This window comes from Labrys sp. (in: a-proteobacteria), from assembly GCF_047605565.1.
Taxonomy (GTDB): domain Bacteria; phylum Pseudomonadota; class Alphaproteobacteria; order Rhizobiales; family Labraceae; genus Labrys; species Labrys neptuniae.
On the sequence record NZ_JASGFM010000020.1, the window covers coordinates 54,522 to 78,157 of the forward strand.

At 64.2% G+C, this 23,636-nt stretch carries 23 protein-coding genes; 6 read left to right on the forward strand and 17 right to left on the reverse strand.

Translation table 11 applies throughout. The features are described from left to right. Positions 1-97: 97 nt before the first annotated feature. The 6 genes from QM672_RS18360 to QM672_RS18385 form a co-directional block, all read right to left on the reverse strand. The gene (locus tag QM672_RS18360) at positions 98-1,681 is read right to left on the reverse strand and encodes a Na+/H+ antiporter (RefSeq protein WP_415084281.1); all 1,584 of its coding nucleotides are present in this window, start codon (positions 1,679-1,681) and stop codon (positions 98-100) included. 354 nt (positions 1,682-2,035) lie between these two features. Then, positions 2,036-3,547, reverse strand: a complete 1,512-nt coding sequence (locus QM672_RS18365; protein ID WP_415084283.1) for an alpha-N-arabinofuranosidase — start codon at positions 3,545-3,547, stop codon at positions 2,036-2,038. A 194-nt stretch (positions 3,548-3,741) separates the two neighbouring features. Beyond that, entirely contained in the window at positions 3,742-5,064 is a 1,323-nt protein-coding gene (locus QM672_RS18370) for an extracellular solute-binding protein (protein WP_367624071.1), read from the reverse strand. Positions 5,065-5,142: 78 nt separating this feature from the next. Then, entirely contained in the window at positions 5,143-5,988 is an 846-nt protein-coding gene (locus QM672_RS18375) for a carbohydrate ABC transporter permease (protein ID WP_311933393.1), read from the reverse strand. Positions 5,989-5,991: 3 nt separating this feature from the next. Next, positions 5,992-6,921 (reverse strand): carbohydrate ABC transporter permease, encoded by a 930-nt coding sequence (locus QM672_RS18380; protein WP_415084285.1) that lies wholly within the window; start codon positions 6,919-6,921, stop codon positions 5,992-5,994. A gap of 10 nt (positions 6,922-6,931) precedes the next feature. After that, positions 6,932-8,011 carry an ABC transporter ATP-binding protein gene (locus tag QM672_RS18385; RefSeq protein WP_415084287.1) on the reverse strand — a complete coding sequence of 360 codons (1,080 nt, stop codon included), beginning with the start codon at positions 8,009-8,011 and terminating at the stop codon, positions 6,932-6,934. A 260-nt stretch (positions 8,012-8,271) separates the two neighbouring features. Here QM672_RS18385 and QM672_RS18390 point away from each other — a divergent pair, with 260 nt between their 5' ends. Together QM672_RS18390 and QM672_RS18395 are read left to right on the forward strand one after the other, a co-directional pair. Continuing rightward, positions 8,272-9,015, forward strand: a complete 744-nt coding sequence (locus tag QM672_RS18390) for a FadR/GntR family transcriptional regulator (protein ID WP_415084289.1) — start codon at positions 8,272-8,274, stop codon at positions 9,013-9,015. A gap of 91 nt (positions 9,016-9,106) precedes the next feature. Next, positions 9,107-9,448, forward strand: a complete 342-nt coding sequence (locus QM672_RS18395; RefSeq protein WP_311933397.1) for a cupin domain-containing protein — start codon at positions 9,107-9,109, stop codon at positions 9,446-9,448. A 37-nt stretch (positions 9,449-9,485) separates the two neighbouring features. On the opposite strand, the gene QM672_RS18400 is transcribed toward QM672_RS18395, so the two are convergent. Then, complete coding sequence (locus QM672_RS18400; RefSeq protein WP_311933398.1) at positions 9,486-10,526, reverse strand: alpha/beta hydrolase; 1,041 nt, start codon at positions 10,524-10,526, stop codon at positions 9,486-9,488. A 323-nt stretch (positions 10,527-10,849) separates the two neighbouring features. Further along, positions 10,850-12,313 (reverse strand): NAD-dependent succinate-semialdehyde dehydrogenase, encoded by a 1,464-nt coding sequence (locus QM672_RS18405; protein ID WP_415084292.1) that lies wholly within the window; start codon positions 12,311-12,313, stop codon positions 10,850-10,852. A 151-nt stretch (positions 12,314-12,464) separates the two neighbouring features. Between QM672_RS18405 and QM672_RS18410 the strand changes: the two genes are divergently transcribed. Then, positions 12,465-13,469, forward strand: coding sequence for an asparaginase (locus tag QM672_RS18410; RefSeq protein WP_311933400.1), 1,005 nt, complete (start codon positions 12,465-12,467; stop codon positions 13,467-13,469). Positions 13,470-13,493: 24 nt separating this feature from the next. On the opposite strand, the gene QM672_RS18415 is transcribed toward QM672_RS18410, so the two are convergent. Next, entirely contained in the window at positions 13,494-13,931 is a 438-nt protein-coding gene (locus tag QM672_RS18415) for a hypothetical protein (RefSeq protein WP_311933401.1), read from the reverse strand. A 234-nt stretch (positions 13,932-14,165) separates the two neighbouring features. Here QM672_RS18415 and QM672_RS18420 point away from each other — a divergent pair, with 234 nt between their 5' ends. From QM672_RS18420 to QM672_RS18430, 3 genes are read left to right on the forward strand one after another with little or no spacing between them, the layout of a single operon-like run. Further along, positions 14,166-14,531 (forward strand): MerR family transcriptional regulator, encoded by a 366-nt coding sequence (locus QM672_RS18420; protein WP_311933402.1) that lies wholly within the window; start codon positions 14,166-14,168, stop codon positions 14,529-14,531. Continuing rightward, positions 14,528-14,863 (forward strand): DUF1330 domain-containing protein, encoded by a 336-nt coding sequence (locus QM672_RS18425; RefSeq protein WP_311933403.1) that lies wholly within the window; start codon positions 14,528-14,530, stop codon positions 14,861-14,863. Before QM672_RS18420 ends, QM672_RS18425 begins: the two co-directional genes overlap by 4 nt. Before the next feature lie 39 nt (positions 14,864-14,902). Then, positions 14,903-15,667 carry a metallophosphoesterase family protein gene (locus tag QM672_RS18430; protein ID WP_415084295.1) on the forward strand — a complete coding sequence of 255 codons (765 nt, stop codon included), beginning with the start codon at positions 14,903-14,905 and terminating at the stop codon, positions 15,665-15,667. 40 nt (positions 15,668-15,707) lie between these two features. On the opposite strand, the gene QM672_RS18435 is transcribed toward QM672_RS18430, so the two are convergent. From QM672_RS18435 to QM672_RS18470, 8 genes are all read right to left on the reverse strand, one after another. Further along, positions 15,708-16,205, reverse strand: coding sequence for a hypothetical protein (locus QM672_RS18435; RefSeq protein WP_415084297.1), 498 nt, complete (start codon positions 16,203-16,205; stop codon positions 15,708-15,710). Between the two features lie 122 nt (positions 16,206-16,327). After that, positions 16,328-17,344 (reverse strand): aldose epimerase family protein, encoded by a 1,017-nt coding sequence (locus QM672_RS18440; protein ID WP_367624077.1) that lies wholly within the window; start codon positions 17,342-17,344, stop codon positions 16,328-16,330. A gap of 64 nt (positions 17,345-17,408) precedes the next feature. Next, positions 17,409-18,347, reverse strand: coding sequence for a phosphatidate cytidylyltransferase (locus QM672_RS18445; RefSeq protein ID WP_311933407.1), 939 nt, complete (start codon positions 18,345-18,347; stop codon positions 17,409-17,411). Continuing rightward, positions 18,347-18,979 carry a lysophospholipid acyltransferase family protein gene (locus QM672_RS18450; RefSeq protein WP_311933903.1) on the reverse strand — a complete coding sequence of 211 codons (633 nt, stop codon included), beginning with the start codon at positions 18,977-18,979 and terminating at the stop codon, positions 18,347-18,349. Before QM672_RS18450 ends, QM672_RS18445 begins: the two co-directional genes overlap by 1 nt. A 29-nt stretch (positions 18,980-19,008) precedes the next feature. Next, complete coding sequence (locus QM672_RS18455; RefSeq protein WP_311933408.1) at positions 19,009-19,452, reverse strand: hypothetical protein; 444 nt, start codon at positions 19,450-19,452, stop codon at positions 19,009-19,011. A 5-nt stretch (positions 19,453-19,457) separates the two neighbouring features. Beyond that, positions 19,458-20,810 carry a phosphatase PAP2/dual specificity phosphatase family protein gene (locus QM672_RS18460; RefSeq protein WP_415084300.1) on the reverse strand — a complete coding sequence of 451 codons (1,353 nt, stop codon included), beginning with the start codon at positions 20,808-20,810 and terminating at the stop codon, positions 19,458-19,460. A 115-nt stretch (positions 20,811-20,925) separates the two neighbouring features. After that, positions 20,926-22,686: a bifunctional alpha/beta hydrolase/class I SAM-dependent methyltransferase gene (locus QM672_RS18465; RefSeq protein ID WP_415084302.1), complete on the reverse strand. Its 1,761-nt coding sequence runs from the start codon at positions 22,684-22,686 to the stop codon at positions 20,926-20,928. Continuing rightward, positions 22,670-23,314 (reverse strand): CDP-alcohol phosphatidyltransferase family protein, encoded by a 645-nt coding sequence (locus QM672_RS18470; RefSeq protein WP_415084304.1) that lies wholly within the window; start codon positions 23,312-23,314, stop codon positions 22,670-22,672. The genes QM672_RS18465 and QM672_RS18470 overlap by 17 nt, the downstream gene beginning before the upstream one ends. Positions 23,315-23,636: the final 322 nt, after the last annotated feature.

Below are 23,636 nucleotides of genomic sequence, written 5' to 3' on the forward strand. Positions count from 1 at the left end.
CCTGCCTGCTCTTCCTTGAGACGCCGCGGTTCCAAGGGCAGGCAAGGATGCCTGCGATCCCAATGTACTCCGCCAAGATCGTCACGGCCCGCCCTCATCACGATTTGGCGGAGATCGCGCTCAATTCTTCCAGGTCGAGGTCCCGCTCCAGTTCGTGCAGCGTCTCGTTGTCGATCTTTCCGAGCCGGTGGAGGCGAATGAGTTCGTCGCGCCCGGTAGCGATTGCCGCCAAAACGACGTCGAAATGGGCGTGCAGCCCTGGCTGATACGCTTCGGTCCGCTCGGCATAGTCGACGATCATCGTGGCCCGGCGCTGGTAGCGCTCCAGCAATCGGGGATGGATGAGCGTCCCCTCGCTGTCATAGGCGAGTTGCTGGATGGTGAGCAATTGCTTCTGCGCCATGGCAGATTCGGCCTGGGCCATGGTGAGGCGCGCCCGCTCCGATTCCGGCTCGACCGGCTTCACCCAGCCGATCACCCGCCCCAGGGTGGTGCCCTGGACGAGCACCGTTCCCAGGATGACGGCGAACGACGTCACCAGGATGAAGTCGCGGCCGGGAAAGCCTTCCGGTATGCTCAGCGCTAGGGCCAGGGTGACGACGCCGCGTACGCCGGCCCAACTCAGGATGGTGGCGTTGGCAAGGCCGAGCGGCGTGTAGCGATCGAGCCCCGCAGCCCTGCAAAGCCGGATCACCAGATCGGACCCGAACACCCAGGCAAAGCGTGCAAGGGTGAGTGCCGCGAGGATCACCAGAATGGGCACGGCCATGGTATCGGCCACCACGCCGAATCCGCCACCGCGCTCCACCACGCCACGCAGGGTGAAGCCGATCAGGATGAAGACCGCCGCTTCCATCAGGAAGATCATCACGGTCCAAAACGCCGTGCCGCGCATGCGTACCGAAGCCGAAAACACGGTGTGCTGGTACCAGCCGGCGATCAAGCCCGTGGTGACCGTGGCGATGACGCCGGAGACGTGGAGCATCTCGCCCAGCAGATAGGACGACCAGGACAACAGGCAGGTGGCAGCGATGATCAGATATTCGTCACCGAGGCGGCGGGCGAGCAGCACCCATGTCGCGCCCGCTGCGACACCAACGAGGACACCGCCCAGTGCCAGCAGGAAGAACTCGCCGACCGCATCCACCGCACTGAAGGTGCCGGTGACGCCCGCAGCGATGGCAAAGCGGAACAGCACCAGGCCGCTGGCATCGTTGAACAGGCTCTCGCCCTCGAGCAGGATCTGCAGGCGCCGGGGCAGCTTCACCCGTTGCAGCACGGCGCGGGCGGAGACGGCATCGGGCGGCGAGACGATCGCCCCGAGCGCCGCACAGGCGGCCCAGGGCAAGGACGGGAAGACGAGATGGGTCGCCACCGCGACGACGAGAGAGGTGAAGACCACAGCACCGACCGCCAGCGAGGCGATGCCGATCATGTGGCGCCGCAACCGGCCGAGTGCGATGAACCACGCCCCGTCCATCAGGAGCGGTGGCAAGAAGATGACGAGCACCAGGTTGGGATCGAGCGCAATGGCGGGCAGGCCCGGCAGAAAGGCGAGCGATGCGCCGCCGACCAGCAGCGCCACTGAAGGCGGCAGCCCCAGCTTGTGGGCGGCAAAGTGCAGCACGATGATCGCCAGGAACATCGCGATCACCAGTTCGAACAGGTGAATAGGGTCCATCAGCCTTTGCCCCGATTTGGCTTTTGCAGACCCTATAACGTCAGATCAGAAATGAAAGCCGGCGTTTCGGCGGAAATGCCGGGCCGATGAGACTGCTCCTATCGAGTCTCTCATTTCGAAGAGCATGGCCCAGACGAGCGAGACGCGCCAATCCTTCCCCGATTGCGGGGAAGGTGGCGATGCGAAGCATCGACGGAAGGGGGAGAGCGGCTCAAATCGTGCAATAACAAGCACTATGGCGCCACTCTCCCCCACCCGGCCCTTCGGGCCACCCTCCCCGCAGACGGGGAGGGATTGGCGCGCTCAATTCTGAAATCGTACCTTGTTCAGCCCGATTGACGATATCTCCCCCGCTCAGCGCGGAGCGGTAACGATGACGTTCCAGGATCCCGGCATGAGTCTCGCCTGCAGCCGGTCGCCTTCAAGGCTCACAGTTTCGATCGGTGCCGGCGCGACGGTGTCCTGGGCGTCCTTGGTGTTGACCGCCTTCATGTTGGGATGATGGATCTGCAGCGCCTCCGTCACCTGGCGGTTGCCGCCGAAGCCCCGCAGCAGGACTTCGAGGTCCATCGGCTCGCCGAGATGGCGGTTCAGGGCGAAAATGGTGACCTGGCCGGTGGTCTCGTCCTCGGTGACGCAGGCATGGAGATAGGGAATTTCCGGCGCCGTCTTGCCGGCATAGGAGGGCGAGGAGATCAGCGAGCGCAGCACGCGGCCATGGGCATGGCGTGCCGTGAGCGCGAAGGGATGGAAGATGGTCTGGCGCCAGGCTGCTCCGCCCGGCTCGGTCATGATCGGGCCAATGATGTTCACGAGCTGGGCGATGCAGGCGCATTTCACGCGGTCGGCATTGTTGAGCAGCGTGATCAGCGCACCGCCCACCAGGAGCGCATCCTCGGTGTTGTAGACTTCCTCGATCAGCGGCGGATGCTCGGGCCAGCCGGGCTTGCGCAGATGCTCGTGGGTGCGGGCCTTGTACCAGACGTTCCACTCGTCGAGGGACAGCATGATCCGCTTGGGCGAGCGGCGCGTGGCGGCCACCGCGTCGGCAATGGCAACCACTTCGCGGATGAAGGCCTCCAGCAGCTCGATATTGCCGAGGAATTCCTCGGTACTGTCATGTGGGTTCTGGAAATAGGTGTGCAGGGAGATGAAGTCGACATAGTCGAAGCAATGGTCGAGGACTTCGTATTCCCAGCGGGCATAGGTGGCCATGTCGCGGTTGGACGAACCGCAGGCAGCCAGTTCGATGGAGGGATCGACCCAGCGCATCACCTTGGCGGTCTCGTGGGCGATGCGGCCATATTCGCCCGCCGTCTTGGCGCCGATCTGCCAGGGGCCGTCCATTTCGTTGCCGAGGCACCAGAACTTGATGTCGTGCGGCTTCTCATAGCCGTGGCTCTTGCGCAGCTCCGACAGCTCGGTGCCACCCGGATGGTTGCAATATTCGATGAAGCGCCGCGCTTCGTCATGGTCGCGGGTGCCGAGATTGACGCCGAACATCGGCTCGACCCCGACCTTGCGGGACCAGTCGATGAACTCATTGGTACCGAAGGCATTGGTCTCGGTCGAGAACCAGGCGAGGTCGAGCCGGCGCGGCCGCTCTTCCACCGGGCCGACGCCGTCTTCCCAATTGTAGCCGGACAGGAAATTGCCGCCGGGATAGCGCACGATGGTGGTGCCGAGTTCGCGGGTCAGCTCGGCGACATCCTGGCGAAAACCCTGGTCATCGGCGCTGGGATGGCCGGGCTCGAAGATACCGGTGTAGACGCACCGTCCCATATGCTCGACGAAGGTACCGAAGATACGGCGGTCGAGATCGGAGATGATGAAATCGTGATCGACGATCAGGCGGGCGGACGGCATGGCGAAAACTGACCTTTGAACCGGGGAAATATCGGGCGGAAAAGGGACCCACGGCGGGAGGAGAGCCGTGGGTCCTAGAGCGTTTTCCAGAAAAGCTGATAGACTTTTCGATTAAGAAAACGCGTCAAAACAAAGAGTTAGAGAGAGTGGGATTTAAAGAAATCATACTTTCTCTAGCTGTGGCGAACGCGGCCTTACTTCGCGTTCGCCAGCAATTCGTTGATGCGGGACTGGGCATCGGCGAGCGCGGCGTCGATCTCCTTGTCGCCGGTCACGCCGGCGGTGACCTCGTCATTCTCGATCTCCTGGATCGCGAATTGACGCTTCACCGCCGCCGGACGGGCGGCGCCGTTGGTGGTCAGCGGTGCGAGATCGGCCCGGTGCGGCAGGGCCTTGAACTCGGCGCTGTCGGCCACGGACCTGCGGATGGGCAGATGGCCGGTGCGCGCCCACTGGAAATCATTGTCCCACAGGAATTTCAGGAATTCGTAGGCCGATTTGCGCTGGGCATCGCTGAGATCGGCCTTGAGGACCACCCAGCTATGCCCATCGGCCCAGACGCGCGGGCTGCCGGGATAGAGCTGCGGGAAAGGCACCACCGCATAGCCATTGGACAGGGGCGCACCACTCTTCTTGGATTCTTGGTCATAGGTATCGACCAGCCAGGTGCCGCAGATGAACACGCCCGCATCGCCGGCCGCGAAGCTGGCGACCGAGGCGGCATAGTCCTGCCCCTTGGTGGTGTCGCCGTTCTGGTAGAGCGCCTTCAGCAGTGTCGCGGCGTTCTTGGCCTCGGGCGTGGCGAAATTGACCTTGGTTGGATCGGCGAAGAATTCCGAATTCTGCTGGTAGAGCAGCGTATCGAAGGTGCGCGTGAAGAAGGCACGCTCATTGGCGATGGTCCAGACGAAATAGGGCTTGCCCGTCTTTTCCTTGAACTGCTTGGCCTGGGCCAGCAGTTCCTCGCCATTCTTGGGCAGGATCGGCTTGCCAGCAGCATCGACGAGGCCGGCCTGCTTGAACAGGTTCAGATTGATGTGCCAGAGCCAGGTATGGGTATCGAAGGGCAAGGCATAGGTCTTGCCGTCCTTGGTGACCCCGGCCTTGGCGGCATCGGTGAAGTCAGCGGTATCGACACCCGCCGCCTTCAAGCCCTCGTCGAGGGGTTCCAGCAGCCCGCGCGAGGAATAGTCGCTGATCACGGCCTCATGCATGACCGAGATGGTCGGCGGCTCGCCCGAGCGGATGCGGGCGGTGAGCTGGTCGTAGCCCGGCCATTCGACGATATCGACCTTGACGCGGGTGTCCTTGCTCTCCGCATTGAACTTGTTGATCAGCGCCGTGATGATGCCGCACTCGCCATTGGCCTTGGCGACATCCGTCACCGCGCCATAGTCGGCTTCGCAGGCACCGAAGAAGCGTGACACCGAGATCTCGGTCTTGTCCTGGGCGAGGCCGGCCTGCGACGACAGCAGCAAGAGGGCCCCGGCATAGAGCAATCGTTTCAAACCGATCATGCATTTCCTCCGTTTCGGCCGATTTTGTTCAAGGTCGAGCGCGCGGCCGGGACGCGGAACCAGGAGATCTTCTCGGAGTCAGCGGATCGCGGCGCCGGCCACGGCGCGGACGATGTATTTCTGGAAGAACAGGTAGACGATGAAGACGGGCAGCCCGGCGAAGACGGCCTGCGCCATCAAGAAGCCGAGCCCCTCGGACTGGGCAAAATTGGTCTGGGTCGAGGCCATGCCGACGGTGAGGGTGAACATGTCGGGCTTGGTCGCCGAGATCAGGGGCCACAAATAGTCGTTCCAGGCCGACAGGAAGGTGAAGATGCCGAGCGTGGCCTGAGCCGGGATGGTCAGCGGCAGCACCACCTTCCAGAAGATCTTGAAGCGCGAGGCATTGTCGAGCATCGCGGCCTCGTCGATGTCGCGCGGGATGGCCTTGAAATATTGCGTCATCAGGAAGACGCCGAAGGCATGGGACAGCCCCGGCAGGATCAGCGCCGGATAGCCATTATGCATCTTCCAGTCGGTGAACATCTGGTGGCGGGCGATGATCACCGCCTGTTCGGGGATGGCGAGGCCCAGCAGCACCAGCACGAACAGGATGTCTCGGCCGAAAAACTCGGTGCGTGCGAAGCCGTAGCCGGCCAGGGATGACAGCACCAACGTGCCGATGGTCATGCCGCCGGCCACGATCATGGAGTTGAGCAGCCAGCGAAACACGCCGGATGACGCGATGATGTCGGTGTAGTTCTTCAAGGTATAGGGCGGATGCAGGGCCGTGGCGGTGGAGAGCATCAGCTCCGAATTGGGCTTGAAGGAGAGCACGATCACCCAGGCGACGGGAACCAGCCAAGCGAAGGCCAGGACCAGGACGCCCGCCAGGATCACCCGGTCTCCGGCGGTGCGGCCGACGAATTGCTGCGCGCTCGCCATGGCCTAGCCCTCCGCCCGCCGGCGGGCGGCGACATATTGCAAGATCGCGGCAATGGCCATCAGAAGGAACAGCACCTCGGAGGCCGCGGCGGCATAGCCGACATTCCAGCGCTGGAAGCCCTCCTCATAGATGAACTGCACGATGGGGCGGGAGGCGTTGTTGGGCCCTCCCCTGGTGAGAAGCTGCGCCTGGCCGAAGAGCTGGAACTGCGCGACGATCTCGTAGATCGCCACGACGACGACGCTACGCCGGATCGAGGGCAGCGTGATCGACCAGAAGGAGCGCCAGCGCCCGGCATTGTCGAGCGCGGCGGCCTCGTAGAGCTCGCCCGGTATCTGCTGCAGGGCGGCGAGGAAGAGCATCATCGGCAGGCCGATCACCCACCACAGCGTGCACAGCGCGATGGCCGGCAGGGCAAGCTCCTGGCTGGTGAGGAACTGGATCGGCGGCAGGCCGAAGATCGAGAGCATGCCGGCGATCAGGCCCCGGTCCGGCAGATACATCATCTTCCAGATGATGGTGACGATGGTCACCGACAGCACCGAGGTGCCGAAGAAGACCGCCCGCAGGGCGGCGCTACCCTTGCTTTCCCGGTTGAGGGCAAGCGCGAGGCCAAGGCCGATGGCGACGAAAACCGGCACCGTCATCAGCACGAAGACGAAGGTGTTGCTTACCGTGCCCAGGAAGACCTTGTCGGCGAACAGGCGGCGAAAATTTGCCAGGCCGGCAAAGGAGGCCGTCTGGTCGAACATGTCGTATTCCTGCAGGCTGATCCAGATGCCACGAAACAGCGGATAGACCAGGAGAACGACATAGACGGCAAGGAAGGGCAGCACGAACAGGAGATTGCGCCAGCTCGGCCCGATCGAGGCGCCGGCATAGCGGGGTGCGGGCGTCGCGGCCGCCGTGGAGGCAAGGCTCTGCGTGGACATCAGCCCCTCCTCACGCGGCATGGAAGGCGCGGCCGCCATCGTCGAACAGATGGGCAGCTTGCGAATCCACCGAGAAGCGGGCTTCGCCACCTGCAACGGCGGTCGAAGCGCCCTTGTCCTCGGCGACCAGCGAGGTGCCGTCGGGCAGGCGCACATAGAGATGCGTGCGGTCGCCGAGGCGCTCGACCACTTCGATCCGGCCGGCAAGGGAGCCCGCCGGATCGGCGCGGACAGCCTCCGCCCTCACCCCCAGGCGCAGCTTGGCACCCTGAGGCAGGGTGGCGACGGGCACGCGGGTGGCGATGCCGGTGCCATCGGCCAGCCTGGCGGCGGCAAGGCCGCCCTGCTCGGCGACCGTGACGGGCAGGAAATTCATGGCGGGCGAGCCGACGAAACGGGCCACGAATTCGGTGGCGGGCCGTGAATAGACCTCCATGGGCGTACCCACCTGCTCGATCTTGCGGGCGTTCATCACCACGATGCGCTCGGCCAGCGTCATCGCCTCGACCTGGTCATGGGTCACGAAGATGGTGGTGGCCTGCACCTGCTGGTGGAGGCGGGCGAGCTCGACGCGGGTGCGCACGCGCAGCGCCGCATCGAGATTGGAGAGTGGCTCGTCGAACAGATAGGCCTTGGGGCTTTTTACCAGAGCCCGGCCGATGGCGACGCGCTGGCGCTGGCCGCCGGAGAGTTGGCCTGGCTTGCGCGTAAGCAGCGGCTCGATCTCCAGGATGCGGGCCGCTTCCTTCACCCGGCGATCGATCTCCTGGCTGGGCACGGCGATGTTGCGCAGGCCGAAGGCCATGTTCTCGTAGATCGTCATATGCGGATAGAGCGCATAATGCTGGAACACCATGGCGACGCCGCGAGCGCCCGGGGGAAGCTGGTCGACCCTCTGGCCTCCGATCGAGATCGAACCGCCATCGACGCGCTCCAGCCCCGCGATCATGCGCAGCAAGGTGGATTTTCCGCAGCCCGACGGCCCGAGGAAGGCAATGAACTCACCCGAGCGGATCTTCAAAGAGAGGTCTGCGATGACGTTCACGGCGCCAAAGGTCTTGGACACCCTGTCGATGTCGATGGCACTCAAGGCCTCTTCCTCCTACCATCTTTTCTTATTATCATCTGATGATAAGATAGAAGCAATCGCGATCCGGTGTCAATCGCCGCCGACGTGAAGAAGGGCAATTTGTAGGAGGATTTCCCATTGGCAGGAGGGTTGCTGGGCGCTTTGTTCCCCCCCGATAGCAGTGTTAAGAGGTGGGAAGCCCCTCAGATCACGGCGGAATCAGCCGGCGGGAGGAGCACGGTGCCGCCCGCATCCAGCAACGGGCTGGTTTGGAGATGAGTATGTTCGAGCGGGATACCGCCATCAGCACGATGAGCGCGCAGGTCGCGCGCATCATCGGCACCCGCATCACCTCGGGAGAGTTTCGCCCCGGCGACACCCTGCCGATCGAGAACGAACTCTGCCAGGCCTATGGCGTCAGCCGCTCGACGGTGCGAGAGGCCGTAAAGAATTTGGCGGCCAAGGGACTGGTCGAGGTTTCGCCCAAGACCGGCACACGCGTGCTGCCTTTCGCAGACTGGAACCTGCTCGACCAGGATGTGCTGTCCTGGCGCCTCAATGCCCAGTTCGACGAGCGCATCATCGAGGATCTCTACGAAATGCGGAACTGCTTCGAGCCACGTGCCTGCTTCCTGGCGGCGCGGGACGGTTCGGCGGATGATCTGGAACGTATCCGCATGCGCTTCTCGGACCTGGTCTCCATGCTGGGGCAGCCGGCCTTGGCGGCGGGTGCCGAGACCGAGTTCCACCTCGCCATCATGACGGCCACCCATAACGGCCTGTTCGTCACCATCGGACGGGCGGTTAAGACGGCCCTGAAGGTTTCTTTCGGCCTGACCCAGCGCAGCGCCAATGGTCAGGCGATGGACCTGCAGCCCTATCAGGCCGTGGTGTCAGCCATCCTCGCCCGCAAGGCGGACGAGGCCTCGCAGGCCATGAGCCAGTTGCTGGAAATCTCGCGGGCCCGCATGCTGGAGGCCCTGCGCAATGCGCCCCGCGCCGTGGAGAAGACGGCCGGCGAATAGAAGCGGCCCCGGAAGGATGGCGATATGCGGGACAGCGCGCCGGACCTGTGCTTATCTTCCCGCTCGTAACTGGACAGCGAGGCGACGTCCGATGATCCGCAGCAAGGAGCTCTTCACCCGGTCCGGCGACGCCGAATGGCAGCCGACGCCGGACGGCAACCGGCGACGGGTCCTGGCCTATACCGACGAACTGATGATGGTCGAATTCGCCTTCGAGAAGGATGGCGTGGGCTGGCTGCATTCGCATCCCCACATCCAGTCCAGCTATGTCGCCGAGGGACGGTTCGAGGTCACCATCGCGGGCAGAACCGAGACGCTCGTTGCCGGCGACAGCTTCATCGTGCCATCCGGCCTCGAACATGGCGTCAAGGCGCTCGAGAAAGGCCGGCTGGTCGACTGCTTCACGCCGCACCGCGCCGATTTCCTGGCGTAGTCCGGACTTTGCGTGATTGCGCGGCCCGGCGCGAAAACTACTGATCCGCGTTCTCGATCGCCCGGGAGACCACGGCCCGCACTTCCTCGCGGCTCATGAAGATGTCGTGGTTGATGAAGCCGGAGCCGAAGTCGGAGGCGTCGACCACCTTCACGCCGGTCTTCTGCAGTTCCTCGCTGTCACCGGAACCGACCCGCGGCACGCCACCGGCGAGCTTGGTCGAGATCTCCAGGGCGCGGTCGTTCTTGGAGACGATCACCGTCATCTTCGACGACAGCGACGACAGCCGCTTCATCTGGCGACGGAAGAGGTCGAGGTCGACATCCGGGTTGGCCAGCACGATGGCGCCGAAATGATTGGGAAGCGAGGCCCCCATGCGATCGGACATCGAGCGCAGGGCTTCCATCATCACCATGCTGCCCATGGAATGGGCGATCAGGTTGATGCGGCCGACCTTGGGATCGTTGGCGAGCGCGGTGAGTGTGTCCTCCAGGGCATCGCGTGACCACATCGCGCTGTCCTTGTCGGTGACATAGTCCAGCAGAGCTGCACGCGAGGGCCAGGAGAACAGCACCGGCACGCCCGAGAACTTGATGCCGTCGACCAGCTTGGCATAGCTCGTCGCCGCGCTGTCGAAGGTTTCGTTATAACCATGGACATAGACGATGACGTCGCGCCCTTCGGCCTGCGTCGCGAGGGCCGTGGCCGGCTGGTCACCTGGCAGCGTACTCACCCCGGCCACCGACCAGCCAGGTGTGGAAACCGGGTTGACCGCGGCCAGAAGCGACTTGGACGGCGGATACATCACCAGGCGCGCAGCGGTCGGGTCGGAAGCGCGCTTGGCCCCGAACCAGGGTTCCTTGTTGCCGGTCGAATTGCGCGTGGTCATCACCAGCATGGTCATGCCGCCGCGCCAGATGCCGAGCGGGGCGGTGTTGGCCGCCTGGTCGTTCGAGGCCGTGTTGGTCAGCACGGGCTTCAGGGACGAGGTCGAGTCACCGGAATCGTCATCGATCCCGACGCAGCCCGTCAGCACAAGTGCCGAAGCGATCAAAGCGAAGAGCGAGGCGACCCGCATCGAAACCCAATCCTGTTTGCTTAAGCTGCCCTCAATGCAGCAAAAGGGGTGAATAGTCAGTGAACGGGCGAAATTGAGGCGGCTGCGTTCGAACCAGCCAAAAAACCGGCCGCACTGTCGTTTTCCACGAGAATGTCGGCAAAAATATCACACCCCTTCACAGAAGGCCGGCGGTGCAGCCCCCATCTGCTGTCGCGACGCTCTTTTGTCACCCCCGGCCTGGCAAGGAGAGCCACGGCGACCGCGGGCGCAAGCCTGCGGTATCCAACGAAAAAGGGCCGGCGGTGCCGGCCCTTCCCGTGTCATATGCTTTGGAGCAGACCTCAGCCCAGGCCGCCGAGGCAGACATATTTGGCATCGATATAATCCTCGATGCCGTATTTGGAGCCTTCCTTGCCCATGCCGGATTCCTTGACGCCGCCGAAGGGCGCGACTTCGGTGGTAATCAGGCCCTCATTGACACCGACCATGCCGTATTTCAGCGCTTCGGCGACCCGGAAGGCGCGGCCGAGATCCTTGGTATAGAAATAGGAAGCCAGGCCGAACTCGGTGTCGTTGGCCATCCGGACGGCCTCTTCCTCGGTCTCGAACTTGAACACCGGGGCCAGCGGCCCGAAGGTCTCGTCGCGCGCCACCATCATGTCCGGGGTCACCCCCGTCACCACTGTGGGCTCGAAGAAGGTGTGGCCGAGCGCATGACGCTTGCCGCCCGCCACCACCTTGCCACCCTTGGCGACGGCGTCGCTGATATGCTCCTCGACCTTCTCCACCGCCTTCTCGTCGATCAGCGGCCCCTGCTGCACGCCAGTCTCCAGGCCATTGCCGACCTTGAGCGCGTTGGAAGCGGCAATCAGCTTCTCGACGAATGTGTCGTGGATGCCTGACTGCACCAGGAAGCGATTGGTGCACACGCAAGTCTGGCCTGAGTTGCGGTACTTGGCGATCATCGCGCCCTCGATCGCCCTGTCGACATCGGCGTCGTCGAACACGATGAAGGGAGCATTGCCGCCGAGCTCCATCGAGACCTTCTTGAGCGTCTTGGCCGACTGCTCGACCAGGAGCTTGCCGATCGGCGTGGAGCCGGTGAAGGTGATCTTGCGCACCAGCGGATTGGAGGTGAGCTCGCCGCCGATGGCGCTCGCCGAACCGGTGAGGACGTTGACGACACCGGCCGGAATGCCGGCCATTTCGGCCAACACGCCCCAGGCGAGGCCCGAATAGGGCGTCTGCAGGGCCGGCTTGATCACGATGGTGCAGCCTGCGGCCAAGGCAGGGCCGAGCTTGCGGGCGATCATCGAGGAGGGGAAGTTCCAGGGCGTGATGGCGCCGACGACCCCCACAGGCTCCTTGGTGACCAGGATGCGGCGGCCCGGCCAGGGCGAGGGAATCACATCGCCATAGACGCGCTGGGCTTCTTCGGCGAACCAGCGCACATAGGCGGCCGAGAACACAACCTCGCCGCGCGCTTCGGCGAGCGACTTGCCCTGCTCGACCGTGAGCAGCACGCCGAGCGCATCGGCATTGGCCTCGATCAGATCGGCGAGCTTGTGCAGGATCTTGGCCCGTTCTTTCGCCGTCTTGGCGCGCCAGGCCGGGAAGGCCGCATCGGCCGCGGCAATGGCCCGCGCCGTCTCGTCCTTGCCGCAATCGGGCACGCTGCCGATGAGTTCACCGGTGGCGGGATTGGTGACCGGCAGGGACTTGCCGTTGTCGGCAGCGATCCATTGACCGTTGACGTAGGCGGCCTCACGCTTGAATTCGAGTGTCTGCGCCAGCTTTTCCAACATGCGCCTTCCTCCGTTATGTCTCTCGCTGGCGCTTAGATAGGCGTTCGGCGCGCGCGGATCAATGTAGAAATGTGATCACATATTCGGGTGTTGCCTCGGCCCGCGAAGCCTGCGATGGAGGCCCGCCTGCACATAAAGAAAGCAAGTCGCCATGTCCAATCCCGTCCTGGCCGAACTCATCCGCGGCGGCATGGTCGAAAGCCGGCATAGCGGCGCCGTTGCCGTCAGCGATCCCGAAGGCCGCCTCGTACTCGCGCTCGGCGATGTCACCCGCCCCGTCTTCCCCCGCTCGGCGGTGAAGGCGTTCCAGGCCCTGCCCCTGCTGGAATCGGGAGCCGCCGACAAGCTCGGTCTTACCGACGCGGACATCGCCCTCGCCGTCTCCTCCCATGGCGGCGAGCCGCGCCATGTCGAGCAGGCTGCCGCCATGCTGGCCAAGGCTGGCCGCGATGCCGGCACGCTCGAATGCGGCGTCCATGCGCCGAGCTTTCGCCCGGCCGCCTGGGCCCTGCTGCGGGCCGGAGAAGAGCCCTCGGCCCTGCACAACAACTGCTCGGGCAAGCATGCCGGCTTCATCTGCCTTGCTTGCGCCAGCGACCGTGATCCCCACCATTACATCGAGGCCGGGCATCCGGTGATGCGCGAGGTGATGGGGGCGGTCAACGCGATGAGCGGAGCCGCCCTTGCCGGCGATGGCGTCGGCATCGACGGCTGCTCCATCCCCACCCAGGCCGCTCCGCTCGCAGGCGTGGCGCGGGGCTTTGCTCGCTTCGGCACCGGCGCCCATCTCGGCCCCGAAAGGGCGAAGGCCGCCGCCCGCATCCGCCGCGCTGCGGCCGCGGAGCCCTTCCTGGTCGCCGGCACCAGGCGCTTCTGCACCGAGATCATGACGATCTTCGGCGAACGCGTCTTCGTGAAGACAGGCGCCGAGGGCGTGTTCTGCGCCGCCTTTCCCGAACTCGGCTACGGCATCGCCCTCAAATGTGACGATGGCGGTACCCGGGCTGCGGAACTGATGATGGCCGGCGTGATCGCCAAGCTTCTGCCCCTTTCCGACAGCGAGGCCGAGGCGCTGAGGAGCTTCCTCGAACCGGTGCAGAAGAACTGGAACGGCCTCGAGGTGGGCAGGCTGCGCCTGGCGGGAGCCTTGGCCTAAGGCGCCGCCGCCCATCACTCTTCTTCACGTCGAAGCCGCCTTCTTCCAATCGCCGGTGCTGTTCCACCAGCGATTGGGGTTCTTGCTGTCGTCAAGCCCCTTGGAACGGCTGGACAGGATGGCCTGCAGCCTGATTACCGGCTCCTGGTAGGAATGGGCCTGGAAGATCGCCTCGACCACCCTCTCCGCAACATCCTGTGCATCGGGAAGCTCGAAAACGACTTCCACCACCCCCTGGCGCCGACGAAGATCACATTCCGCGCCGACCGCGGCCCCTTCCTGCGGGCGATAGCGCTCAATCCCGGGAGAGGACTGATAGGCATTGCTATCATAGGCTCCCATCGCCAGGGGAACGATGGCGACGACGGCCTCCATGATGCGGTCGACATCCTCGACCGGGGCCTGAAAGGTCAGAAGGCGCATGGGAACCATCGCTACCGACAATGTCTCGAAACCTGTCATGGCCCTCGCCCCTCCCCGCCGATCGAAGTGCGAAGGTTAGTTCATTGCTGCTGACAACGATCTGTCAGCACTGTCGCTATCCGAGGTCCGTGCGAGCCGCTATGCGCCTGCAGCCCGCCGCGGTCTCTCGGACGGACGGTCGGCTGTCGACCGACATGCCGCAAATCAGCGCTTGATCTAGAGTGCACTCCAGCAAGTAGCCTCGACAGCGGTCCGGGAGTGCGATGAAGACAGATGAAGATCGGAGAACTGGCGCGCCGTTCGGGATTGTCGGTCCACACGCTGCGCTATTACGAAAAAGTCGGCCTGCTTCCGCCGGCCTTTCGGAACGGCTCGGGCCAGCGGGACTATGACGCCGCCATCCTCGGCTGGATCGACTTTCTCGGCCGCATGAAGGCCGCGGGCATGCCGATCCGGGACATCGCGGCCTATGCGCTCTTATGGCAGCAAGGCGCCGGCACCGAGGCCGCGCGCCGCGACATGCTCGAGAAACAAAGCCGGCGGGTGGCAGCCCAGATCGAGGACCTTCAGTCCTGCCTCCTCGTCATCGAGCAGAAGATCCTGGACCTGGCTGAACTGGAAAAAGGACGAAAATCATGAGTGCCTATGTCATTTCCGACGTGGTTCCGCAGGATGAGGAAGCCTGGAACGCCTATGTGCGGCTTGCCCCCGCGACGATCGAAAAATATGGCGGCCGCTATCTGGCGCGCGGCGGCCCGGTCCGAACCATGGAGGGCAATTGGTCGCCTCGTCTGATCGTCCTTGTCGAATTTCCCGATCGTGCCGCCGTCGAGGCCTGGTATGCCTCCCCCGAATATGCCGAAGCCCTGGCGTTTCGCAGCAAGGCCCTAAGCAGAAACCTGATCTGCGTGGATGGCGTGGGTACACATGGTTCGACGCGCGTCGAAACATTGCCCGGCACGGCCCGCTAGAACGGGGCGACAAGTCGATGCAATTGCCAGGCCGCCGTGATGACGAGAAAACTTGCTTATTTCACCGACGCCCATCTCGGGCAAAAACTCGTCATGGGCGGTGCGATGGACAGCGACAAGATGCGCTATGCCAGTGAGCCGGCAGAACATCGAGACCATCTGCGCTGGGTCCTTGACGACATTGCCGCGAGAGGCATATCGGAGGTGATCTTCGGTGGCGACATCGGCGCACGCAACTCCGTCCCCGACTTCTTCGAGATCCTGGGATCCTACGATTTCAAATCGAGAATAGTCCTCGGGAACCACGACGACTATGACGCGGTTTCACCCTTCCTTTCCGATCAGACCCATGCCGTTGAGGGCAAGGCCTGTTTTTCCGAAGGCAATCCGGCGCTGAAATGGGTGTTTCTCGATTCATCGGCCAACCGGGTGGATGAGGACCAACTCGCCTGGTTCGCGCGCGAACTGCAGGACACGCGCCGCCTCCTGCTGTTCCTGCATCATCCGGTCCTGCCGATCGATACACCGGTGGAGCACGCCGGCGCCGCCTTGAGGGAACGCGATACTCTCAAGGCGCTTCTGATCGGCAGCGAATGCGACATATCGCTGTTTTGCGGCCACTATCACATGGCGGATGAACGGCGCGAGGCGAACATCCGGCAGTTCTGCACCCCCGCCGTCTCCTACCAGATCGTCAAGGAGGCCGATCGGCTTGAAGTCGATACGACGCGACGCGGCTATCGCATTGTGGAGATCGACGGCGGCGAGATCGAAACCGAGATCGTCTATCTCGGCCTGCTCTAATCAATCGAGTGCCCGCTTGCCATCGGACCGATGCCTCCCGTCACGCCCCATTGCAGATGGGGCAGCCATGGGCATGCTTGATCAGGCCATGCGCCGGACAGCGCTCGAATTCGGGGGCCGACCACAAACCCTTCCGGTCCGTCGCCTCGGCGCGAATGTCAGCGGGCACAAACGCCGCCAGCAGCACATGGAATTTATCCAGGCATGGCATAAGCCACTCTTCCTTCGGCTCGTAGCCGAGCCGGTGCCAATCGCGCTTCGCTTTCGCCGTTTCGATCGTGCGGAGGATGAAGGATCGGTCTTCGACGAAACTCTCAATTTCCCAGGGCATCTCGGCGATATCGAAGCCCACGGTCCCAAGGCCAAAGATGCCTTGGTCCCGCGCGGCGATCCACGCTGCAAGCTGGCATTGCCGAGGGGTCGAAGCCAGTGACGAGGCAGCCAACGCCAAGACGTCGATGAACACCGACATCAGCGAATTATTCATCGGCAGGTATGGCAGGTCAGGCCGCGCATCGTAGGTGATGGAATTCGCCATCGGTAAGGTCCGATTTGCTCCCTTGATGCAGAAACTAGGAGGCAGATTGATCGTGGCGCAGTTCGGTTTCGGATGCGCGGCCATGATGTCCGCGCACCCGAACGAGAACCGGATTATCCCGCTCACACCTGTCCGAAGCGATATTGCGTCTCGTGATCGTAGACCTGGCCCGGCCGGATGATCGAGGACGGGAAATGCGCCTTGTTCACGGCATCCGGCAGGTTCTGGGTCTCGAGGCAGAAGCCGCCGAAGGCCCCATATTTGGCGCCGCCGAGGCCGGGAACCGGGATGTCCAGCTTGGCGGCATCGTAAAGCTGCACGCCGGGCTGGGTCGTCCAGGTCTCCAGGCTGACGCCGCTCTTGGGAGACCAGGTCCGCGCCGCCCGCGCCAATACGCCCGAGCTCCTCAGCACCAGATTCCCGTCATATTTGAACGGCCCTTCCGGCGTCTCCAGGCGCAAGGTGCGCTCCTGACGGAAGTCCCATGGCGTACCCGCCACCGAGAGGATCTCGCCGGTGGGGATGAGGTCGGCGTCGGTGGGCGTATAGAAATCGGCATCGATCTCCATGCGATGGTCGAGCACATCGGCCGAACCATCGAGATTGAAATAGGAATGCTGGGCGAGATTGACTGGCGTCGCCTTGTCGGTGGTGGCGGTGAAGATCACCTGCAACGTCGCCGGCTCCAGCAGGCGATAGGTACAGGTCGTCACCACGCGGCCGGGGAAGCCCATGTCGCCGTCCTCGGAGACGAGCACCAGCGTGGCCGAGCGCTGGTCCGATTGCACCAGGGACCAGACGCGCTTGCCGAAGCCGGTGGCACCGCCATGCAGCGTGTGCGGACCGCCATGGCTCTTGGAGAGATCGTAGGTCACGCCATCAAGGGTGAAGCGGCCAAAGCCGATGCGATTGGCGACCCGGCCAGGATTGGCGCCAAAATGCGGGGAATATTTGGGGTAGTCCTCGAACTTCTCGAAGCCGAGCACCACACGCTGCGGCCCGTTCTTCGAGGGCACCAGGAGATCGCGCACCACGCCGCCATAGGTAATGATCCGGGCCTCGGCACCGGCATCGGAGCGCAGGGTGACCTCGAGCACATCGGCGCCGTTGAAGGTTCCGAACAGGACAGGCTTGGACATGGGATTTCCTTGGCAGAGATGAGGCGTGAACATCCGATCGCCGGCAGGCAGCGACGACTCGTTTCTACACAGTCCACCAATAGCGGACCACATGGAAGAAGATCGGCGCGGCGAAGACGACGGAATCGAGCCGGTCGAGCATGCCGCCATGCCCCTCGATCAGATGCCCCCAATCCTTGACGCCGCGATCGCGCTTGATCGCCGACATCACCAGCCCGCCGAAAAAGCCCATCAAGGTGATCACCAGCGCCACCAGCCCGGCCTGCCAGAAGGAGAACGGGGTGATCCACCACAGGCCGGCACCGAGCAAAGTGGCACTCGCTACCCCACCGACCAAGCCTTCCCAGGTCTTGGAGGGCGACAATTTCGGCGCCACCTTGTGCCGGCCGAAGAGCTTGCCCCAGACATATTGCAGGACGTCGCTCATCTGCACCACGATGACCAGGAAGGCGATCAGCAGGAGCTTGCGGCCCTCGAAAGCGGGAATATCCAGCGTCAGCAGCGCCGGCACATGGGAGAGGCAGAAGATGGCGATCATCACGCCCCATTGCATCTCGGCGACACGGGTCATGAACTTGGCAGTATCGCCCCTCAGCGCGATCAGGATCGGCAGGAGCAGGAAGACATAGACCGGAATGAAGATCGAATAGAGCCCGTACCACTCGATCCATATCAGGTAGTACTGGATCGGCAGCACCACGAAGAACATGGCGAACAAAGTGCGATGGTCGGCCCGGCGCGTCGGCGTCAGCGTCAGGAATTCACGCAGGGCCGCAAAGGAGGCGAAGGCAAAGAGGGCGATCACGCCGGCCTTGCCGAGGAGGAAGGCACCGCCCATCAGCGCCACCATCACCCACCAGGCGCGGATGCGGGCATTGAGATTGTCGATGGCGGCATTGCCCTGCGGGCCGGCCCTGCGGTCGAGCTGCCAGCCGATGAGGGAGGCCAAGACCAGGAAGGCGATGATGCCGCCAAACAGGGCCAGGGTATGGTTCTCGAACATCAACCCTCGTCCCCCTCATGCGGCCTGAGAGCCAGCAGGGCATTGCGGCTGCGATCGAGGAAGGCCTGCTTCTCCTCCCCGGGCCCCAGCCGCAGCGGTGCTCCGAAGGTGACGGTGCACAGGAAGGGCACCGGCAGAAACTCACCCTTGGGCATCACGCGATTGAGGTTCTCGATCCAGACCGGCACCATTTCCACGTCCGGCTGGCGCTTGGCGAGCCAGAACAGGCCGGACTTGAAAGGCAGCAGCGGCTCCTCGCCCATGTTGCGCGTCCCCTCCGGAAACAGGATCAGCGAGGATCCCGCCTCCAGGGCAGAGGCCATCTGGCCGATCGGATCGACACTGCGGGTCGTGCTCTCGCGGTCGATCAGCACGGCATCGAAGACATTGTGGGCGAGGAAGCGCCGCGTCGCGCCGGCATTCCAGTAATCGCGCGCCGCCACCGGGCGTGCCGTCGCGCGCAGGGCAGACGGAAAGACCGTCCAGACCAGGATGAAATCGCCATGGCTGGCATGGTTGGCAAAATAGATGCGCGGTTTGCGCGCCGGCAGGCAGCCCTGCCAATTGCCGCGCACGCCGGTGACGAGCCGGGCAAAACCGATGGTAGCGCTTCCCACCAGCCGGCCGAACAGGGAACGGCCATCCCGCACCGCGATGTCGCTCACAGCATGGCCCCAAGCAGCGGCAAAGCCAGCAGGCTTGCGACCTGCAGCACCAGGAAGATGGCCTGGCGGCGCACCAGGGCCATGGCGCCACGAGCCCGCTCCGACATCGGGCGCGAGGCGCGGTCTTCAGCAAACAAGCCGAGACGCTTCATCGCCCCGTCGAAATTGGTGGTGCTGAAGGCATTGCCGGCCAGATGGCCGAAAATCTCGGCATCAAAGCCCGCGCGCAGGGCGAAATAGCTCTGTACCAGGCCGAGCAGCACGGCCAGCACTGCAAGCCCGCTGACGGACAGGGGCGCTGATGCATAGGTGGCGATCACGACGGCGAGGACACCCAGCAGCGTCAATCCGCGCGAAATCCAATCGAGCGCCCTGCCCTGCCGCAAATAGGAAGCGGCGATGGCGGCGATCACCGCCGGATTTTCCTGTGCCTCAGCCATGGACTTCAATCACTTTGGACATCAACCAGTTTGGCGGCCGCCACGATGGCGGCCTGCGCCTCGGACCCCAACACGATTCGCGGGCGGACGGCACGTAGGATCGCAACCGCGTCGTCCACCGTTTGCGCCTGCCCACCGGCGAGCAGCCAGGTCGCAACCGCCGCGGCGCTGCGCGAATAGCCGAGTGCGCAGCACACCAGCACCGTGCCCTTGCCGCGCGCCGCTTCGATCGCTTGCGAAGCCTCCACCAGCTTTGCCGGCTGCGGCGCTATCAGGTCGAGCATCGGCACCGCACGCGTCGACACGCCCCGCCAGGCGGACAGTTCGGCGGCAAGATCGACAACGCTGCCATAGCTCCCCGGTGCGCGATCGAGGCGCGAGGGTATACGGCCGAGATAGATCCCGGGACGGACTTCGCCGGCGGATGGCTGGCGGCGCGTCCACCAGCGCGAATTGAGGAAAGCCCCGAGCTGATAGGGCGCGAACAGGAGCCGGACCGCCAGCGGCATCGAACCGTCGCCCCGTTTCTGGAAACCGGCCGCCCCGCGCCAGAGGTAGTTCGCCGCGACAAAGGCGAGCGATGCCGCCGGATAGCAGAGCCACAGCCCCCAGCCGCCGACCCCGATGCCGATGACGACAAGAGCCAGGGCGCCCAGACCATAATAGGCGGCGAGCTTTCGACGCTTTCTAACCTCTCCCGGAGGGGGAGAGGGAACGCCCATCTCATCGGGCCACAGCCACAGACAGAACAGGCCGAGCAAGGCACCGGTCGGTATGTCGAAGAAGTGATGCTGGTAGGTGGTGAGGACGGAAAGCCCGATCAGGGCGAACCAGGGATGGAGCAACCACCGGGCCCAGGCCGGCAGATGGCTGGCGTAGTGCACCCAGAGGATCACCAGGAGCGCGATATGCAGCGAGGGCGCCTGGTTGTAGGGCTTGTCGAAGCTGAGTAGCGCATCGAACATGAAGCCGGACAGGCCGCCGCCGATCTCCGGCTTGGCAAAGCTGAAGCGCAGCGGAAAGAGGAGGAAACAGGCGACCGCGATCACCTGTGCGGTCAGCAGCCGGCGCCCCAGTGTGTCTAGCTCCGTCCTGCTAGTGCAGACGAACAGCGAGGCGGCATAGAACAGGTTGACCGACCAATAGGGAATGATCGTCCAGGGCAGGAACGGCATGCCGTGTTCCCAGCCGAACACGATGGACGGCACGAAGGCGCGCTGGTCGGCGAGGTAGTTGGCAAGGCCATAGCTCGAATAGAAGAAGATGCCGAGGCCTGCGAGCCAGACAAGCGCCCTGCCCCAAGGGCGCCTGTCGGAGCGCCCGCCATCGGCAGGCTTCGCCGGTATTGCCATGGTCATGACGATACCTCTTGCCGGAAGTCCCTTGGAGCGCGGACATCCTGTCCGCTTCTTCCCTTCCCATCAGCAGGGCGTTTCCAAGAGCGGACTGGAAGTCCGCGCTCCAAAACAGGGGTCATGACACGGCCTTGCGGCGAGCGAGCGAGACCGAGAAGATGCCCCATTCGTCTATACGCTGTTCGAGCTTCTCGAAACCGGCGGCCTCGACGAGCTGGTCCATCTCGGCCTGCGTGCGCCGGCGCATCACCCAGGCCTGCCCCTGGCGGTGGCTGGTCAAGGCGCGCGCGATGAACTCGAGCTGCGGATGCCAGGGCTGGCCGGTGTAGATCAGATAGCCTCCGGCTGGGATGGCGGCGGCAAGGCCGCCCAGCGACCATTTGATCAGGTTGTTGTCGGCGAAGAGCTCGTAGAGCCCGGAAACCAGCCCGAGAGTGGGCTTGGGCTCGATGCCGGCAAGGCTGGCCGCATCGAAGGCATCGCCCTTGACGAAGCGGGCGATGTCGGCGAGGCCCTTTTCGGCGATCAGCCGCCCGCCCGCCTCGACATTGATGTCGCTGTAGTCGCGCAGCAGGATCGAATCCGGCCGTGAGACGCCTTCCGCCTCCAGGGCTTCGAGCACGTAGCGGCCATGGCCGGCAGCGATGTCGACGATGGAAACCGGCCGCCCCTCTTCCCGCAGCCGGGCGATGGCGGCGCGCAGCAATTCCTCGACATGAAGCTTGCGCTGGCGGATGCCGCGCCAGCCGATTGCCTCCAGATAATTCTTGTCGGCCAGCCGCCCGAGAGCCGAACGCCCCGACGGCGTGTTGCGATAGACATAATCGAGGGTGGAGCCGGAATCGAAGCCGGTCTCATGGCCAAGCCTGATGCCGTCGGAGACCAGTCCCGTCGCCTTCAGCCCGAGCCTGGTGCCCGCCCAGTAGAGGCCCTTCGACGAGGCGAGCGGCAGGGGCGAGGCAAGCCTGTCGGCTTCGTCGCGGGTGTAGCCCTGGCGATCGGCCTCGGTGAGGACGGTGCGTTCCAGGGGCGCGGCGAAGCGCTCGCCGAGAAAGCGCCTGACATGGCCGATCGCCACCGCCCTGTCCTTCTCGCCGAGCGTGTCGTGGTAGAATCCCGGCAGCACGTGCCGCTCCTTGGTAGCCGATCCCAGATTCTCGTAGAAACGGTGCTGGGGCCCGTGATGCACCACCCAGTCGGCGCCCGAGACGAGCAATTGCGTCGGCACCGTGATGGCCCGGGCATCCTCGACCACCCGTCGTGCTGCCTCATAGAGCCCGAGCAGGATGCGCACCGAGATCGCCCGGGTGATCTTGGGATCGGCGTCGAAGGTCGCCTGGCGCTCGAGATCATGGGTGAGGAACTTGGCCTTCACATAGGATTGCACGAAGAAATTGCCCTTGTAGGCCTGCCACAGCTTCAGGCCCGGCCGGGCGAAGGGCACATAGAGCTTCACCTTGAAGGCGGGAGAGGCCACCACGAGCGCGCGGATCTTGGGCGCATAGTCATGCACCCAGGCCGAGGCGACGACGGCCCCGACGCTCTGGGCGAGCACGGCGATATCGGCGGGCGCGAAACCATGCGTAGCGCCGATATGGTCGATGAAGCTCTGCACATCGCGCACCAGGGCGCCGAAACTCGGGGCATCGCCACGTTCGCCGGGCGAGTCGCCGTGGCCCCGGGCATCCCAGGCGAAGAACTCATAATCGGGCATGGCGAGTTCATCGGGCAGATGCGCCATGCGCCCCGAATGCTCATGCCCGCGATGGAACAGCACGACCGCGCCCTTGGCGGGCGCGTTCACAGCCGGCCAATGGCGGTAGAACAGCTCGACACCGTCATGGCTGCGAAAAAAACCGGTCTCAGAGGGACGCATCATGACTCCTGCCGTCATCGGCCTGCTTGGCGCGGGCTTCACGCAGGCCCTTATGCACACGATTGACGATGGTCAGTGTGAGAAAAAGCACGGCAAGCGGCATGATCCAGCCGAACCAGCCGGGCAGCGGCAGGCCGAGGCCGACCCACAGGCCGAGCGCGCCGAACACGAAGGCGCGGTCGCTCTTGCCGAGCGGGCCGTCATAGCGCCGGGAAGCTCCCACCATCGGCCCCATCACGCCGGCGAACTCGCTGATCACCGCGAGCACGATCACCGTCCCGGTCCAGAACGGTCCGAAGACCGGCAGGGTGGCAAAGGGCAGGATCAGCGCGGCGTCGGAGACGACATCGGCGATCTCGTTGAGATAGGCGCCGAGCAGGCTCTTCTGGCCGAATTCCCGCGCCAGCATGCCGTCGATGGCATTGAGAGCCATGCGGATGGCGAGCCAGACCGGCAGCAACAGGAAGAGGATGCGCAGATCCGAGAGCCAGGCGACACCGAGACCAACGACGAGAGAGCCCGCCGCCGCCGCCAGCGTCACCTGGTTGGCGGTCGTGCCCCGCTCGGCCAGCCGCGTGACGCGCGGGCGCAAAAGGGCCTGAAAACGAGGCTTGAGAGCATAGAGACTCACGGGACCGTCCAGATTCGCGGTTTAGCCGGCTATCATGGCTCAGCCGGCGAGCCTCATGCAACCCGACCGACCAGCCCGCACGTACCGGTGCATGGAATTTCCGGCCACGCCCCGAAAACAGGGTTCTCGCAGGCATGCATGGTGATTTCGAGGGCGGACGAGACGTCCATAGGCGCTAAGATCAGGCGAGAGGCGCGAGGCCGGCCACCCCTTCGCCTCGTTTACGGGGAGAAGGTAAGGATGAGGGGCGGCGCGACCTCACAAACTGACGCCTTCCGTAGCCCCTCACCTCCATCCTCTCCCCGTAAACGGGGCGAGGGGG